Origin of the sequence: Bacteroides luti (assembly GCF_900128905.1) — a bacterium.
In the GTDB taxonomy this organism is placed as follows: Bacteria; Bacteroidota; Bacteroidia; order Bacteroidales; family Bacteroidaceae; genus Bacteroides; species Bacteroides luti.
In genome coordinates, this window is the sequence record NZ_FQTV01000003.1 from 22,380 (window position 1) to 39,177 (window position 16,798).

The 16,798-nt window shown below is 33.0% G+C and carries 15 protein-coding genes and 1 pseudogene; 3 read left to right on the forward strand and 13 right to left on the reverse strand.

What is annotated here, in order from left to right; all coding sequences use genetic code 11:
• Positions 1 to 5 precede the first annotated feature (5 nt).
• The 12 genes and pseudogenes from BUC21_RS03485 to rfbF all read right to left on the reverse strand — a co-directional run bounded on the left by BUC21_RS03485 (position 6) and on the right by rfbF (position 11,431).
• Complete coding sequence (locus tag BUC21_RS03485; protein ID WP_073399252.1) at positions 6 to 695, reverse strand: WbqC family protein; 690 nt, start codon at positions 693 to 695, stop codon at positions 6 to 8.
• Between the two features lie 5 nt (positions 696 to 700).
• Positions 701 to 1,390, reverse strand: a pseudogene (locus BUC21_RS03490) (WbqC family protein).
• Between the two features lie 42 nt (positions 1,391 to 1,432).
• A complete protein-coding gene (locus BUC21_RS03495) occupies positions 1,433 to 2,122 on the reverse strand; it encodes a WbqC family protein (RefSeq protein WP_073399254.1) in 690 nt (229 codons plus the stop codon).
• Between the two features lie 11 nt (positions 2,123 to 2,133).
• Complete coding sequence (locus BUC21_RS03500; protein ID WP_317043338.1) at positions 2,134 to 2,826, reverse strand: WbqC family protein; 693 nt, start codon at positions 2,824 to 2,826, stop codon at positions 2,134 to 2,136.
• A complete protein-coding gene (locus BUC21_RS03505) occupies positions 2,826 to 3,935 on the reverse strand; it encodes a DegT/DnrJ/EryC1/StrS family aminotransferase (RefSeq protein WP_073399614.1) in 1,110 nt (369 codons plus the stop codon). Before BUC21_RS03505 ends, BUC21_RS03500 begins: the two co-directional genes overlap by 1 nt.
• A gap of 88 nt (positions 3,936 to 4,023) precedes the next feature.
• Positions 4,024 to 5,271, reverse strand: a complete 1,248-nt coding sequence (locus BUC21_RS03510) for an O-antigen ligase family protein (RefSeq protein WP_073399256.1) — start codon at positions 5,269 to 5,271, stop codon at positions 4,024 to 4,026.
• Positions 5,272 to 5,287: 16 nt separating this feature from the next.
• Entirely contained in the window at positions 5,288 to 6,445 is a 1,158-nt protein-coding gene (locus BUC21_RS03515) for a glycosyltransferase (protein ID WP_073399258.1), read from the reverse strand.
• A gap of 4 nt (positions 6,446 to 6,449) precedes the next feature.
• Positions 6,450 to 7,982 (reverse strand): MATE family efflux transporter, encoded by a 1,533-nt coding sequence (locus BUC21_RS03520; RefSeq protein ID WP_073399261.1) that lies wholly within the window; start codon positions 7,980 to 7,982, stop codon positions 6,450 to 6,452.
• A gap of 6 nt (positions 7,983 to 7,988) precedes the next feature.
• Entirely contained in the window at positions 7,989 to 9,068 is a 1,080-nt protein-coding gene (locus BUC21_RS03525) for a glycosyltransferase (RefSeq protein WP_175550468.1), read from the reverse strand.
• Between the two features lie 34 nt (positions 9,069 to 9,102).
• Positions 9,103 to 9,537: a dTDP-4-dehydrorhamnose 3,5-epimerase gene (locus tag BUC21_RS03530; protein WP_073399265.1), complete on the reverse strand. Its 435-nt coding sequence runs from the start codon at positions 9,535 to 9,537 to the stop codon at positions 9,103 to 9,105.
• A gap of 1 nt (position 9,538) precedes the next feature.
• Complete coding sequence (gene rfbG / locus BUC21_RS03535) at positions 9,539 to 10,636, reverse strand: CDP-glucose 4,6-dehydratase (RefSeq protein WP_073399267.1); 1,098 nt, start codon at positions 10,634 to 10,636, stop codon at positions 9,539 to 9,541.
• A gap of 21 nt (positions 10,637 to 10,657) precedes the next feature.
• Entirely contained in the window at positions 10,658 to 11,431 is a 774-nt protein-coding gene (gene rfbF / locus BUC21_RS03540; protein ID WP_073399269.1) for a glucose-1-phosphate cytidylyltransferase, read from the reverse strand.
• Positions 11,432 to 12,253: 822 nt separating this feature from the next.
• On the opposite strand from rfbF, the gene BUC21_RS03545 reads away from it, so the two are divergent.
• Positions 12,254 to 13,105 (forward strand): glycoside hydrolase family 16 protein, encoded by an 852-nt coding sequence (locus tag BUC21_RS03545; RefSeq protein ID WP_073399271.1) that lies wholly within the window; start codon positions 12,254 to 12,256, stop codon positions 13,103 to 13,105.
• 210 nt (positions 13,106 to 13,315) lie between these two features.
• Positions 13,316 to 14,695, forward strand: coding sequence for a leucine-rich repeat domain-containing protein (locus BUC21_RS03550; RefSeq protein ID WP_073399273.1), 1,380 nt, complete (start codon positions 13,316 to 13,318; stop codon positions 14,693 to 14,695).
• Positions 14,696 to 14,778: 83 nt separating this feature from the next.
• On the opposite strand, the gene BUC21_RS03555 is transcribed toward BUC21_RS03550, so the two are convergent.
• Positions 14,779 to 15,576 carry a glycoside hydrolase family 16 protein gene (locus BUC21_RS03555; protein ID WP_073399616.1) on the reverse strand — a complete coding sequence of 266 codons (798 nt, stop codon included), beginning with the start codon at positions 15,574 to 15,576 and terminating at the stop codon, positions 14,779 to 14,781.
• Between the two features lie 109 nt (positions 15,577 to 15,685).
• Here BUC21_RS03555 and BUC21_RS03560 point away from each other — a divergent pair, with 109 nt between their 5' ends.
• Positions 15,686 to 16,783: an acyltransferase family protein gene (locus BUC21_RS03560; RefSeq protein ID WP_073399275.1), complete on the forward strand. Its 1,098-nt coding sequence runs from the start codon at positions 15,686 to 15,688 to the stop codon at positions 16,781 to 16,783.
• Positions 16,784 to 16,798 lie beyond the last annotated feature (15 nt).

The window sequence follows — 16,798 nt, forward strand, 5'->3', positions numbered from 1 at the left end:
CAATTTTATATTAGTTTATACTTATCCAATAATGTATTTGCATCTTTTACCGAGTTGAACATTAAGACATCCAAAATAGAAAGATTCGAGATGAAAGTTTTGTTAAACTGTTTATATGATATATTGTCCGTTTGTAAAAAATACAGCTCAATATTGTACAATGAGAAATCTTCTTTTTTGTAAAGCTTCTGTCCACCAATTGCATTAATGTAAACATCAGTTTTAAGAAGCCTACATATTTCAAGACCTTTTGCCATTCCTTTTAAAGAACAATCCTTGGGCAAATCAGAGGAAATTAACAATGTTGTATCAATACCTAGATAATTACAAATTTCTTTTATACTATTAGCATTAAACCTCGATAAACATTTATCATCATATTGTACAATTCTTTCAAGTAATGGATATACATCTTTGAAATAAGGAGCCTTTCCATAATTTTGCCGTACCGTCTTCATAAAGTTTGTAAAATTATCCACTATTTCTACCTGATTAATCAACTTATTTGAGCTAGATTTATTCAAAGATATTGTCAGAAGTATTCTTTCTCCATTAACAAGAAAGTTATTCCTATTAATCCATCCACGCATAATATAATTCACATCGTCAAAAATAACGTATTTATCAACAGCCTTAATCAATTGAAAATATCCAATATAAGGCAAAAAATAAGGCTGCATTATTCCTAGCTTCATAATATTTATATTAATTGATATTGATCCAGCATGTAGTTAACTTCCTCAACAGAATTGAACATTATAATATCCAATATGGAAAGAGAAGAAATAAATTCATTTTTAAATTGTTTATAGGGAACAAATTCTGTTTTTATAAAATTCAGTTCTATTCCGTGCGCATTAAAGTTGGTTTTATTATACAGTTCTTGTCCACCTATAGCATTAATATAGCAATTAGCTCCCATTATATGACAAAGTTCTATAACCTCATCCTGTCCTTTCAAATTATGATTCTTATTCAATTGAGACTCCTTCAATATCGGAGTTTTTATTTGTAGATATTGAAGAATTTCTCTCAAACTATTAATAATAAATTCAGATAAGACCCTATTGTCATAATTAATTATTCTTTTTAACAAATCATATATTTCTTTATAATAAGGCGCCTTTGAATAATTCAATTGGATTGTTTTAAGCTAATCTTTAAAGTCGTCCAAAATTTCTATTTCATTGATCAATTTATTCGAACTAGCTTTTTTTAATTTAATGGTAAACATTTTCTTTTCATTATTTACCAATATATAGTTTCTATTAATCCATCCATGTTTAATGTAATGTAAATCATCCGAAACTATATATTTATCTACAACCTTTATCAACTGAAAATAGCCGATATAAGGGAACAAATAAGGTTGCATTATTCCTAATTTCATAACCAATATTTTTGCCAATTCTTACTAATAATTTTCATATCACTAAACAAATCTATATCTATTCAGCATTCTATCAATCTCTTTAATCGAATTAAACATCATGACATCTAAAATAGAGAGCATCGGTATAAACTCCTTTCCAAATTGTTTATAGGGAATTATTTCAGTTTCCAGAAACCTTAGCTCTATCCCTTGAGCTGCAAATTCAGCTTTATTGTACAATTTTTGACCTCCTATTGCATTGATATAAACCTCTGCTCCCATTTCTTTGCAAATATTAATCACCTTATTTTTCCCTTTCAATGAACAATCTTTATTCAATGTTGATGAGATAATAATTGGAGTTTCTATTCTCAAAGAATAAAGCACTTCCTTCATACTATTAAGTACAAAATCTGATAAACATCTATTGTTATAGGAGAATATTTTTTCTAATATGCCAATAACTTCTTTATAATAAGGCGCTTTTGCATAATTCACCTTTACAATTTTAAACAATCTAGAAAAATCGTCCACTATTTCTATTTGGTTAATCAACTTATTCTGACTTGCTTTTTTCAACGGAATGGTGTACAGTCTTTTTTTTCCATCAATCAGAATATTGTTCCGGTTAATCCATCCGTTATTTATATAATTAAGATCATCGCAAACTATATATTGATCAACCGCCTTTATTAGTTGAAAATATCCAATATAAGGCAAAAAATAGGGTTGCATTATTCCCACTTTCATTTTGATTCATATTATATTAAATTATATCTATCTAGCATACATTCAACCTGTTCTACAGAATTAAACATTAACACATCCAGAATAGAGAGTCCCGAAACAAAATTATTATTCAATTGTTTGTAAGGAGTCTCTTTTGTTTGCAGAAAAAACAAATCAATGCCATGCAAAGCAAAATATCCTTTACTATACATTTGCAAACCGCCAATGGGGTTAATACAGATATCAGCTTTCAATTGTTTGCAAATATCAATAACCTTATCACTCCCTTTCAAAGAAATATCTTTAGGCAATTCGGACGAAATCAGTAAGTTGGTTCTTATATTCACGTAGTTGCAAATCTCTTTTATGCAATTTGTTATAAACCGCGATAAGCATTTATCTTCATATTCCACAATTCCTTCTATAAGTTGAAATACATTATTAAAAAAAGGAGCTTTTGAATAATTATAGTAAATCATTCTTAAAAATTTCCCAAAATCATCATCTATTTCACTCTCATTAATCAACTTATTTGGACTAGCGCCTTTGAGACTAATTGTGAAGATTTTCGCGTTACCATTGATTAAAAAATTATTCCGATTAATCCATCCACGCATAATATAATTTACATCGTCATAAATAACATAATTATCAACCGCCTTTATTAGTTGAAAATATCCTAAATATGGAAGGAAATAGGGTTGCATTATTCCTATCTTCATCATTATTTTTTTATAAGATTCAAAACACGTTCCACATCATCTTCGCTCAGTTCATGATGCATCGGTAAACAAATTACAGTATTTGCTGCTTTCGTTGCAACAGGCAAATTAGAAGGTTTAGCAGATTCAAGTCCCTTGTAAGTTGGGAATGTACTAATTAATGGATAAAAATATCTTCTTCCTAACACATTGTCATCCTTCATTTTCTGATAAAGCGCATCCCTACTCATACCATATATTTCTTCATCCACAAAAATTGGGAAATAAGAATAATTATGTTTCACTCCCTGCATATCATTCATAAATGATATACCAGGAATATCCTTTAATACCTCCCTGTATCGAATAGCCACTTTATGTCTGTTTTCTATGGCCTGATCCACATACTTCAAGCCCAACAATCCATAAGCTGCCCTCACTTCATCCATCTTAGCATTGATACCCGGAGCCACAACAGTTGTTTCATTGGCAAATCCAAAATTCTTCAAATAGTCAATCCGTTTTTTCATCTTTTCGTCGTGACAAATAATAGCTCCTCCTTCAATGGTAGAATAAGTTTTGGTTGCATGAAAGCTTAAAATACTCAAGTCGCCATAATTCAGAACAGAATGACCGTCCTGTTCAACCCCAAAAGCATGAGCAGCATCATTAATTACTTTAAGTCCGTATATGTCAGCAATTTCCTCAATTCTCTTTATATTAGCCGGATTGCCGTATACATGCACAGGTACAATGGCTGTTGTATTAGGGGTAATAGCAGCTTCAATTTTATCCGGATCCAGATTTAATGTCAGTGGATCCACATCCACAAATACAGGTTTTATTCCATTCCACCAAATAGCATTGGTTGTTGCCACAAAACTAAATGGAGTAACAATTACCTCTCCTGTAATCCTTAACGTTTGTAAGGCTGTTATCAAAGCTAATGTCCCGTTTGAAAACAAACTAATATAATCAACTCCCAAATACTCACACAATGCTTTTTCAAGTTGTTGATGATATACACCATTATTGGTTAGCCACTTCCTATTCCATATATCCTCCAAAGAAGTAACAAATTCCTCTAGTGGAGGTATCAATGGGGAAGTTACCGTAATTAATTTCTTTTCGATGTTTTTGATCATCCCATCCAAAGGAGGTAACATCGTAGAAACGTTTGTTAATTGTTCCTTTTCCATCTTTTTCATATTTAATTTAATGTCAGTTAAAACTATGTTCTTCAGGGAATATCCGTTGCAACTTTGATGGTGGTTTGTAAGATTGCTTATAGATAACATATATAACACCTGAAAGGAAAAAATAAACAGAAAGAAAAGCAAAATTTCCTTCTAAAATAGGTTCCACACTCGATACAGATAAAAAAGCTATATTTAAAGAGAGAAGAACAGATCTCTTAAAAAGTGATACAGATCGTATTCTTATTGTTTTTAATAATACATATAACATTCTGATACAAAATATTAACATAAAAAACATTGGAATAACACCAGCTACGCGTCCTATATCGAGCCAGAAATTATGTGAATAGGAGAGCTCTTTAAAATAAGGTGCAGCTCCCATCGGATAATTAATAAGATTCTCTACACCTTTTGCCCACAACTGAGTTCTTCCACCCACTGTACTGTTTCCAAATTCTTCTGATTCCACACGCCATTCATAAGAGCTAAAGATTTCAGAATTCTCAAAAAATGGAATTTTTAATATAAAAAAGAATATGATCAGTAGTATAAACGAACTAAGTAGTTTATTCCTAAAAGATATATATCGAATAAAAATGAGATAATTCAATATAAACGATAACATAAATATTCCTAAGCCAGTTCTACTACCTAATCTAATAGTAAAAATCAATGCTATTAAAGAAAATATGAGAAAAATCCATTTATATTTTTTTTCAAAAAAACGAGCCGGGATTAAAAGAGTACCACAAAATGCCAAAAAAAGAGAGACAGAAGAGCTGATTAGTGTAGCAGCCATACTCTTTTTTGAATCGTAATTAATCAAAGGAATATTTCTGTTGCCATTAAATCCCGAATGATAAATATCAATGGCAATTGATATAAAAGCTATTAAAGAAAATAAAAACAAAACAGTAAAAACAATCTTATAAAAAGAGTACTCTTTTGCATATTTTTTCTGGTAATATTTACCAAGAGAATACATCATAATAGGAAATAGCAGAGACTCTATCATATTAGAAAATCCAATGGTATAGGCACCCTTATATTGATAAATAATAGACACATAAGAACATGAAAAAGCTAGAAGAATCAAAGAATTTCTATCAAAATTAGCCTTTATAGCTTTATTGCTAATCAAAATAGGAAACAATAAAAAACCTACATAATTTCCATAGCCCAACGGATTTATTAAATAAACCATTAGAATAAGTAAAATAAGCTTCTCATGCCTAAAAAAGCCATCTTTGAAACCAAGTCGCTTTATCATTAAAGTGTTTTTTAAGTTATACTTTAAAAGAACAATTTACCTCAGCTTTACTGCAAGGACCTTCAGTAATCACAACACTAATTCCTTTGATCAACGAATCTGAAAGCATTAAAAAACTACGTGCAGCATTTGTTGGCGACCACTCATCCTTTAATGTCTGATAAGCCTTTCGCGAAAAATCATTTCTTCGTATTGGATTATTAATCAAATCTTCCACCTTATTGGTAAGATCTTTTACGTCGCCCGATTTAAATATATATCCATTCTCCCCTTGTTTTATTAGATAAGGTGCAGCTCCAATCATATTAGAAGCAACCACTGCACATCCATTACTCATAGCTTCATTTAGTACTGCTCCCCATCCTTCATTCCTATCACTTGTAAAAATAAAAATATGAGATTTCTGCATTAGAGCTAAGATTTCATCATTGGGCATATTTCCAATCAATGAAACACAATCTCCAACATTCAACTTTTCAATAAGGTTCTTTGTCTTTTGAAAAAAAACACCACTTCCAGCCATTCTTATAATAAACTTATACCCTTTATCTTTAAGTCTTCTTGCAAGTTTAACAGGCATCTCGGGATGCTTCCAATTCAAAAAACGAGCCACCCACAACATCTGGATATCCTTATCGATTTTAAGCTTTAACAAAGCCTCAATATCTAGTTCTTCTATCTTTGTAAAATAAGCCCATTTCAAACATTTATCCGGATAAGCACCCACAAGAGATACATCAAAGGCAGTATAGGCACTAGAGCAGAGCATATATACATTTTTGTTTCGGTATTTGGTATGATGATTATATAGATTTCTCCACACTCTTGGAGATAACAAGTGATAATACCCATCTTTAAACCAACGTTCAGAGTAGATAAAAGTCAGTTTATTCTGTTCTAATCTTTTTACAATCAATTCAAAGGGAGAAATACCCAATACCACAACATCTGACTTTTCTGCTAACTCCATTGCCTTCTCATAATTTTCTTTAGACTCGTAAGCCTTTAGCAAATAGGGCTTATCTGAAAGATCAGGATATCCGTTTTTTAGAAAAGAGTCAGGTACAGCTTGCGTTGCCACAAATGTATAATCCTTCCCAAGAAATTGATAGAATTCATCAGCTATAGGAACTTGATGATGAATAATTAGATTGGTTATGAATGTTAAAGTCATAATCTTATTTTCTTTCTAATTTTGTGTAAATTTGACTCATTTTTTCCTTCACAAATATTTTTTCAGACCTATTTAGCCCTAAAAAATAAATAACAGTAAACGATGAAACTACACTAAAAAAACACACAACAAAGAAGCGTATCACTTCATTTACATATAGATCTTTGATCATAAATGGAATCAGAGATGCTAAAAAGCCAACAAATAGCGATTTAAAAAAGATATCCATTACAAAATGTTTCATATCCACATGAATCAGACCTCTCAATATCATTAGACGTGCAAACTGCAAAGCTATCGAGATCAATATGCCCACATAAAATGTAGCCTGCGGTGCAAACCCTAATTTATAAAGAAGATAAGACAAAGGCATTAATAACAAAATAATCGTTCCTTCAGTAAACTGATAGAGTTTAATTTTACCCGTAGCATTTGCAGCTGTTTGTAAAGGCCCAGAAAACACATCAAGCAAGCCACTTATAATAATTAACCTACAGAATAAAGAAGTATACTCGGGTACTACCTTTAACCATATCTTCAATATAAAATCTACTTCAATAAAAATCGGCAAGGCGATTATAAATAGTAGATAGAAAGAAAATTTGGCACTCCGAAAAATAAGGTTCATCATGTATTCATTCTCACCTGCAGCATAAGATTTTATGATTTGAGGATTTACCGCCATCTGAAAATTATTTGCAAAGCCATATATTGAACTGCTTATCTGATAAGCAATACCTCTGGCTGCATTAATCACTGGTCCAAAAAATATATTTAAAATAAGATTTACCCCTTGGGCGGCCACTACACAAGTCACATTTCCATATAAGTTCCATCCGGCAAAACTTAGCAATCTTTTAAATAGTAAATGATCATATACAAAATGGCTGGTACATTCACTAAATTTAATTTTGCAATAAACTGCATATATAACAGCAGCAATAAGAGTTACTGAAAAATAAAGAAAACCATATAGTGTAAGCTTATCATAATCAATCTGAGTAAGTATAAATACAACCAACAATCTTAATATTACTTCAATTATACTTACATAAGCATACACATTCATACGTTCATGTGCAATAATTAATGAATTATATGGAACCTGGATCACCGAAATCAAAAAAGAAAGAATAGAAAACTGGTACACCCAATTAGCCGCCATCATTCTTTCAGCAGGAATATTTAGTTGAGTGTTCAGGAACCATAAGCCAATAGTTTCAGCGAGAATCACAATAACCAGTCCAATAAATATATGAATGGAAAGTGTAATACTGAACATTTTTCTTAATTGAGATATATCACCTCTTCCAAGTTCGTACGAAAGAAATCGTTGAGTACCATTGGTCATTGCTGCATTCAGAAAAGAGAACATATAAACTACGCCACCTACCACATTGTATACACCGTAATCTGAAACGCCCAAAGTACTCAATACAACTCTGGATGTATATAATGAGACAAACATTATAAAAATCATTCTAACATAGAGCATAGCTGTATTTTTTGCTATCCTTCTACTTCTCTCGTCTGGCATCTGTTTCTATAGTTTTTGAAACAAGTTATCAAGAATATTTGCCGTAATCTGGGAATTACATTTTTCTTCTGCATACTTTCTAGCATTCCTACCATACTCCGTTACCATCTCAGGATTATTGTAGAAAGTCATAACCGCCTTACGCAAAGCCTCCACATCTCCAATAGGAACAGTAAATCCCATTCGTTCTTTTTCCACATCAATAGAATAGTAAGGGTTTTTAGTAACTATCACTGGCATACCTAGTCCCATCGCCTCACACAAAGCAGTGAATCCACTATTGGTTGGTCGTGTAGGTTTGCAAATCAGTAAACTAACATCTGCATTCATAGTAGCTTTTAAGGCTATCTGAGGAGAATCTTTGCCCGATTCCAAGTAGTGAACATGAATATTAGCCGATTTTCCACTATATTTTTCTACTAATTTTTCATCTACCAGATAAAGCTCAAATGGAACTTCCAGGTCTTTAAATGCCTCAAACATGAGTTCATAATCTCTACTATCCTTACCTGTGGAAATAAATGTAACCTTTCTATTAGCTTCTCTTACCCCAGCATTATTAATAATTCTTTTATACTGAGCAACATCTGGACCCCAATTATCCACAAATACTTGTTTTTCTGAAATTATCCCAGAAGCCAAAGAATCTTTAGCCGATTTGGTATCAAAAAAAAGCAATTTATCAATACCTTTAAAATACATTTTTTGTTTGAAAGTATTCAATAGACCCTTTTTTCTCTGTATAGTACATTGCTGTCTGATTATCATTTTTTTTGAATATAGTTTCAGAGCTCTGAGATAAATAATTAAATCCAGACCTTCAGGATACGAGGAATAAATCAGGTCCACAGATTTATTCTTCAGAATCTCTTTGGTATAGTTAATAAGGAATCTTAATTTGGACAAACGCCCGTTTATTTCTAAAAATCCCTTTGGTGAACTGTAAATTACATTATATCCCATGTCACTCAACTCAGGTGCTCCAAAAAGAAGATGTCCGGGATATAGATCATTTTTATATAAATTTAGTCTGTAATCAAAAGTCTCTCCCTTAAAAACAGGCATAGTAAACAATATCGTTTTCATTTTATGAAGATTTAATGTGTAATTTTTGTCGCTATCAACCATCAAATTTATAGGGAATTTCATCCAGAGTCTTACTATCAGTTTCACTCAGATCATGAGGCATATTAATAATATCAAGCACAATCGATTCACCTTCACTTATACTTGTAAAAGCCATCCAAAGTCCGGGGGCTAGTGTAAACCTGCAATAATCGTCATCAGGAGATAATATCAACTCACAGAATTCACCTTTCGAAGGGCTATCCTCTCTATCATCATATACTACAAATTTCACACATCCCAAAGCTACCACCAGATTTAGCGTTATTTTATTATGTCTTTTCCATCCTTTTACTTCACCATGACGTATTCGGGTAAAATAGGCTTCACCAAATCCCCTGAATCCATCATCCGTAGCCTTTAATGCATGATAGATATCTCCTTTGGGAACCATTATATGCCTTAATGGATATTTATTTACTCCTTCCATACTATGCTGTCCAGTTTAATTTCTGCTTTTGCGCCTCAGTCAGATAATAATTAATCTGATCTATTGTAAAAGCATACATATTTATATTTTTCATTTCGTAAAACGCTTTATACCATTCTACAATCAAACTTACCGTCTGTTCATACTGTAGTGTAGAATGCCAATTCAAGTATGCCAATGCCTTGTCACAATTAAGTTTCAGTAATTTAGCCTCTTCAAACGGCACTTGTCCAGTAACCTTCACCACTTTGTTTACATCTAATCGCCACTGTGCTGCTAAATCTCTCACAAGTTGAAGAACAGATTTAGTAAGCTCCGCACTCGGACCAAAATTAAAAGCCTCTCCACTCTGTACCTCCCCTTCATATAAATATTGAGCCAAACGAAGATAGCCACTCAGGGGTTCCAACACATGCTGCCACGGACGAGTAGCATTGGGACTTCTAATTTCGACAGATTGACCTGTAGAAAAAGCTTTAATGCAATCCACAACAATACGGTCGGCACTCCAGTCACCACCTCCAATCACATTACCAGCTCTTGCAACTCCTAGTTTTATATTTGGCTTTGCTTTCAGAAAAGAGTGCCAATATGATTTTATAACCAACTCTGCCGCCCCCTTTGAGCCAGAGTATACATCTTTTCCACCCAGCATATCATTTTCCCTATATCCCCATATCCACTCCACATTATCATAAGCTTTATCACTAGTTATCAATACAGCAACGCAATTATTCTCCATATCCTTCAAAGCCTCCAATACAGAAGCTGTACCTATTACATTAGTCGTAATAGTGTCAAATGGTTGAGAATAAGAAATTGAAACGATAGCTTGTGCAGCCAGATGAAAAATAAAATCAGGCTTCACGTTTCTTATATACTCATTCAACTCATCTCTGTTTCTAGTATCGCCAAAATGATGCTTAATCTTTCCTTCCATACTCAACAGCTCAAACATGGACGGTTTGGAAGGTATATCCAGCGAATAGCCATAAACTTCCGCACCACATAATAATAACCAAGAAGAAAGCCACGTCCCTTTAAAACCGGTATTACCAGTAATCAGGACCTTTTTACCAGAGAAAACATTTCCAAACATAAGTACATAATTATCTAGTTATTACCAACTCATCCAGGGTGCAGCTCCCGAATCCCATATAGTATTCAATTCAGTTTTATCTCTGAGCGTATCCATTGCTTTCCAAAAGCCATCATGTTTAAAAGCATGTAATTGCCCTTCTTCAACAATTTTTTCAATCGGTTTTCTTTCAAAAATTTCACTATCATCACCACTCAGATAGTCGAATATCTTTGGCTCACAAACAAAAAATCCGGCATTAATCCATGCACCATCTCCTGCTGGTTTTTCTAAAAAAGAGTTAACTATACCATCAGAAGCTATATCTAATGCCCCAAAACGGCCACTTGGTTGAAAAGCCATTACAGAGAGAATCTTACCAGCTTTTACATGTTCATCTATTGTCTTTGTAATATTCACATCCGAAACTCCATCGCCATAAGTAAGCAAAAAGCGTTCATTTCCAATGTACTTTTGTATACGCTTAATACGTCCTCCCGTCATTGTATTCAGCCCTGTATCAATCATCGTCACTTTCCAGTGCTCCGCATTGTTTGTCAAAGTCTTCACCCTATTATTAGAGAGATCAACTATCATATCGCTGTTATGTCTGAAATAGTTGGCAAAATATTCTTTTATCAAATACCCTTTATATCCGCAACAGATAATGAATTCATTAATTCCATAATAACTGTATATTTTCATAATATGCCACAAAATAGGTTTCCCCCCAATCTCTACCATAGGCTTAGGAATCAAGGTTGTAGCCTCACTCAAACGTGTGCCAAATCCACCTGCCAGAATAACAGCTTTCATATTACTATTATTTTTAAGTTTACTAACATTTATACACAAATAAAATCTCTTAATTACGATTCTTCAATATATGCAGAAGGTGGTCACTAACAAGTGTAGTAACATTAAAATAAAAAAATACAATTAACTCACTTTTAGCTTTTAATTAATAAATTATAGCTTTATAACATTCAAGTTCATCGTATTGTTCTGACTTCACAGAAATTTCGACAATAAAAAAACAATCTGACAAACACATTTTCTTATTATTTCAAGAAACAGGAATATATAAATACGAATGCTTATCTCTAATTATGTATTATTATAAAGAGGTTATTTAGATCTATTTATACTGAAACACAAATATTTTCTCCTGGTTCTTAAATCTCTTATTACTTTTAGATGTTTAGAAAAAAATAAATTCACATTTTCATATTAACTTTAGCAATCTGTATAATAGCTAGTTAGATCAACACACAATTAACAGATCCATGCTTTATTTCCCTAATCACCTGAATTTGTCTTTTAATCAACTGAAATCTGATATTTTTTCACTAATCTTATGTAAAACTATGAAAAAACAAAAATCTAGAAATACAATTATTTTATTTCTAAAAGTTACTCATAACATCATATTTGTCGCCCCATTTTTTTGTTTCAGGAATAATAATCACACATCTATCTTTAAAACTGCGTAAACAAAAGCGAATATTTAAAACACTAATAATCACTAATTTATGTATATTCATATAATTTATAGCTCATTCAGTCGTATCTTTGCAGAGAAGTTATTTATCACGAATCATTAATCTTATTTTAAATTAATTACTCAATAAACTTTTTATGAAGATCAACCTCAAAACTTTATTGTTGATAGCATTTACGGTGGCTATCAGCAGTGCATGTAGTGAAAATTCCGTATTAAATGAAGCACCAGATGAGTTGCTTAGCACAAACACAGGAGAAAAGACAGACATCAGCACAAACGATAGCACAAAAGCTACTTCAAATGAAAAAGTCCTTTTCCTTGATGATTTTAATGTAAATGGAATCCCCGATCAAACCAAATGGACATTATATCCAAGAATTCCAGGAAGTGACTGGAGCAATTATTTCTCGGAAAGCTATGACCAGGCGTATGTGAAAGATGGAAATCTTATACTGAAAGCAGAAAAAGTAGGAAGCACCTATAAAACAGGTGGAGTCTGGACTAAAAATTTATTCTCATATACTTATGGTAAATTAGAAATTCGTGCAAAGTTTAAAACATTTGAAGGAGGATCTCCTTCTTTGTGGATATTAAATACAACAAGCCAGCCAGTTAACGGAGAAGTAGATCTCGTGGAACAATATGACAATGAAGATATCGTATTCCACACTGTATGGAATAACTATACATTGAATCTGAAACAGTATGATCCTGTACGCCAATATAGAGCTAAGTTTATTCAGGATGATTACAACACATACACTTTAGACTGGACACCAGAGAAGTTGACATTCTATGTAAATGGAAAAGTGACAATGACCTATCCTAACTTACATTTATCAGACGAATCAACAAAAGGACAATGGCCTTTTAATAAAGCATTTAATGTTTTACTTACATTCCCTATCAGTTCTTCTGGAATCAATGATTCCCAATTACCTGGATATGTAATGATCGATTGGGTAAAAATTACTCAGGAAAACTAAAGATTTCAACTGCTTACTTAATTGGCAAAAACGGGAATTGCTCATTATTTCACAAATAATGAGCAATTCCCGTTTTGCATATGAATATAACCTGTTAATCTATCTTCTTTTTTTTTAAGAAACTAATTTCATACTAAGTTGTTCTTTAATAAGAGATTGTTTTAAAATCAAGATCTACACATTGAACTTAATTTCCAAAACCAACTTATTATGAAAACAACTACTCTTTGCAAATACACCTTATTCGTATTCAGCCTGTTTCTTAATTGGGGAATCAGGGCTCAGGAAGTTCAGCTTACTCTAAACACTACCGGTGGTGCTCTGAGTTATTATCTGGGAAATCAGAAAGATGTTGTAACAGATTTAACTCTGATAGGTTCATTTAATGGATGGGATATTAGCACATTACACGAAATGGCCAAATTAACAAAACTAAATATTGCACAAGCGAAACCGGTAGAAGGAGGATTCTTCTATTTCGGCAGAAACATCTATGTAGAAAACAACAAGATCCCTCCTTGTATGTTTTATAGTATGAGTGGTTTAACCTCTTTAGTGCTTCCTACAACTATTACTGCTATCGGAAACCAAGCGTTTCAGGACTGCCAAGGGCTCACTAGTATCACCATTCCAAGTGGTGTAACTCAGATTGACACCTTGGCATTCGCCTATTGCACCGGACTAAAATCCATAACTACGGTTGGCAACATTACCGAAATCTGCAATCATGCATTTCTTGAATGTTCTTCACTCACCTCATTTACCATTCCAGCCAGTGTAACCAAATTGGGAAAGAGTCCATTTTCGGGCTGTACCGGATTAAGAGAATTCATTGTCGACAGTGCAAATCCCATAGTCTGCGATATTGACGGAGTACTTTTCAGCAAAGATCAATCTACAATATTGGCTTATCCCAATGCTAAATCGGCTTCATACACCATGCCAGAGTCTACTACCAGAATAGAAGACTATGCTTTTGAATGGTGCGAAGATTTAGGATCTGTAGTTATTAATAATAATGTAAACTCACTAGGTGAAGGTGCATTTTATGGCTGTAAAGGGTTAGTCTCAGCTACACTTAGTAATAAAACACCTTCTATCAAAGCAAACACCTTTTATAATTGCAAAAGCCTCAATACAATTTCTATTCCGGCCAGTGTCGCCTCTGTTGGTTCCGGAGCATTCGGTTTATGCTCAGGATTAACAAGCATACACAGTTACCGAACCACTGCGCCATCTGCCACAACAACCACTTTCACCTCTGTAAATACAAGTACATGCATTGTATATGTTCCAAAAGGAAGCTATTCCAGCTATAAATCGGCAACAGGATGGAGTGCTTTTAAATATATAAATGAAGAAGGAACTTCTGTACCACAGCTCGAAGCTAATTCCATAAAGGTTTACACTGTGCAGGGAGGTATCATTGTTGAAGGTACCAACATTGGTGATATCATCTCCGTTTATGATGTAACCGGAGCTCTTGTTCAAAGTATCAGGGTAACAGATGAAACGACCATCATATATGTTCCTGCAAACCATATCTATCTAATTATGGTCACTGGAAAAGTATTCAAGGTAGCATTATAAATATTAATATATCCACATAAAAATGGCAACAGATAAACCCATTCATTCTGTTGCCATTTTTTTGTTTCTCCTGCACATTTAGCCTATTGTGTAACCTTCACCCAGTCAATCATCATATATCCCGGTAATTCAGAGTCATTTACTCCTGTAAGACTTACAGGAAAAGTAATCAGAATATAAAACGGTTTATTAAAAGGCCATTGTCCCATAACCTTTTCATTGGCAAGATGCATATTCGGATAAGTCATGGTATTTATACCGTTAACGGAAAAAACAATTTTTTCACTAGTCCAGTCAATGGCATACACATTAAACTCATTCACATTATATTTAACCGTTGTCTTATTTACAGGATCATATTGTTTCAGCTTTAGCGTGTAGTTATTCCATACAGTATGATAAACAAAATCATCATTGTTATACTGTTCAGCTAAATCTATTTCGCCATTTATGGGTTGGCCTGTTGTATTTAATATCCACAAGGAAGGAGATCCACCTTCAAATGTTTTAAATTTTGCTCTAATTTCTAATTTTCCGTAAGTAAATTTAAAAAGATCCTGCGTGGTTAAGCCTCCCGTTCTATAAACATTTCCAACCTTTTCAGCCTTCAATACCAGCACCCCATCTTTTACGTATGCCTGATCATAGCTTTCAGAAAACCAGTTGCCCCATCCATCATCTTTCAGCCGATAATAAAACCGCCATTTGTTTTTATCAGGGATTCCATTCTTGTCAAAATTATCTTCAAAAATGATACTAGAAGTAACACTCTTATTGGGAATCTGTTTTGTATATTCAATACTTATAGCATCATCCCTGCAATCATTATTGCTAAGACCCGCAAAAAGTATCAAAAGCAGCGTTTTAAAATTAGTTCTCATAAAATTACAGTTTAAGTAGAATACCTTATTTATTAAACAAATACAGATCATGTTTTGTTATTAATTTATTATTTATAGTATAAAACTCCTAACCAAAAACAGAAAACAAATGGAACACCGGTTAGAATATATTGATCTGGCAAAAGGGTTTTGCATATTACTGGTAATCTTAGGTCACACCTTTGGTCCGTTGAACAATACCGAAATAAATACCATGTTGGGGTCTTTCAGAATGCCATTATACTTTTTTTTATCTGGTCTATTTTTTAAGAGATATGCCGGATTAATTAATTTTATTCTAAGAAAAGTCAATAAGTTAGTTATTCCATTCTTTTTTTTCACTATAACAGCCTATATCCTCTATGTAGCAGGCTGGTTTATAAAAGGTCGCTTCGATCTTATTTCAGAACTTCTAAAAGATATAACAGTCAATTTTCGAGAAGAGTTTGTCTATCTTAATCCTCCATTATGGTTTCTGATGACATTGTTTAACACCTCTCTGATTTTCTACTTGCTCATCATTATTTCTGATAAGCTGGATATAAAGAATAAAAGTGCAAGAAATGTAGTAATGGCAGTAATCTGTTTCACAGTAGGGATCTGTGGTTTTGAGCTAGGAATCTATCACATCAACTTACCTTTGTGGATCGACACAAGTCTTACAGCAATACCTTTCTATTTTTTAGGTTATTTTTTTAAGGAAGAGACTGATTTTCTGATCCCAAACAAATCAGATCGTCTTATTCCTGTTTTTCTGGTTTTGCTAGCCGGGCTGGTTTATTTCCTGGCTCAAAAAATTGAATTGGTTACTAACACTTATCAAGGAGATTTTATTTCGTTTTATGCAACAGCTATCAGCGGAACATTATTTGTTTTACTCATGGCCAAGCTTATCAATAGAAAGGTTCCAGTTATCTCTTTCCTTGGTCGGTACAGCATTATTGTACTTGGTACACATTGGTTTATATTGCTAATTCTAAATAGATTTCTTTCTTTTATATCAAATGGTTGGTTGTTAACTTCCGTCTTGGTTGTTCTTGTGGCTTTTATTGAGATTCCTGTAGTTCTTTTCCTTATTCGCTATTTCCCTCAGTTTGTTTGTCAGAAAGATCTTATTAAGGTCGATTTGTTTAAACCAGCAAACGAAATTCTTCCATTTCCTGAAAAACAATTAATTTCTTCCAATAACAAGCAGAAAAATAAATAAAAACTCAAAAGAAGC

What these genes read in the sequence shown, in the direction of transcription:
- BUC21_RS03485 (WP_073399252.1), bottom strand. Translation starts at nt 695, where the DNA reads ATGAAGCTAGGAATAATGCAGCCTTATTTTTTGCCTTATATTGGATAT.
- BUC21_RS03495 (WP_073399254.1), bottom strand. Translation starts at nt 2,122, where the DNA reads ATGAAAGTGGGAATAATGCAACCCTATTTTTTGCCTTATATTGGATAT.
- BUC21_RS03500 (WP_317043338.1), bottom strand. Translation starts at nt 2,826, where the DNA reads ATGATGAAGATAGGAATAATGCAACCCTATTTCCTTCCATATTTAGGA.
- BUC21_RS03510 (WP_073399256.1), bottom strand. Translation starts at nt 5,271, where the DNA reads ATGATAAAGCGACTTGGTTTCAAAGATGGCTTTTTTAGGCATGAGAAG.
- BUC21_RS03515 (WP_073399258.1), bottom strand. Translation starts at nt 6,445, where the DNA reads ATGACTTTAACATTCATAACCAATCTAATTATTCATCATCAAGTTCCT.
- BUC21_RS03520 (WP_073399261.1), bottom strand. Translation starts at nt 7,982, where the DNA reads ATGCCAGACGAGAGAAGTAGAAGGATAGCAAAAAATACAGCTATGCTC.
- BUC21_RS03525 (WP_175550468.1), bottom strand. Translation starts at nt 9,068, where the DNA reads ATGAAAACGATATTGTTTACTATGCCTGTTTTTAAGGGAGAGACTTTT.
- BUC21_RS03530 (WP_073399265.1), bottom strand. Translation starts at nt 9,537, where the DNA reads ATGGAAGGAGTAAATAAATATCCATTAAGGCATATAATGGTTCCCAAA.
- rfbG (WP_073399267.1), bottom strand. Translation starts at nt 10,636, where the DNA reads ATGTTTGGAAATGTTTTCTCTGGTAAAAAGGTCCTGATTACTGGTAAT.
- rfbF (WP_073399269.1), bottom strand. Translation starts at nt 11,431, where the DNA reads ATGAAAGCTGTTATTCTGGCAGGTGGATTTGGCACACGTTTGAGTGAG.
- BUC21_RS03545 (WP_073399271.1), top strand. Translation starts at nt 12,254, where the DNA reads ATGAAGATCAACCTCAAAACTTTATTGTTGATAGCATTTACGGTGGCT.
- BUC21_RS03550 (WP_073399273.1), top strand. Translation starts at nt 13,316, where the DNA reads ATGAAAACAACTACTCTTTGCAAATACACCTTATTCGTATTCAGCCTG.
- BUC21_RS03555 (WP_073399616.1), bottom strand. Translation starts at nt 15,576, where the DNA reads ATGAGAACTAATTTTAAAACGCTGCTTTTGATACTTTTTGCGGGTCTT.
- BUC21_RS03560 (WP_073399275.1), top strand. Translation starts at nt 15,686, where the DNA reads ATGGAACACCGGTTAGAATATATTGATCTGGCAAAAGGGTTTTGCATA.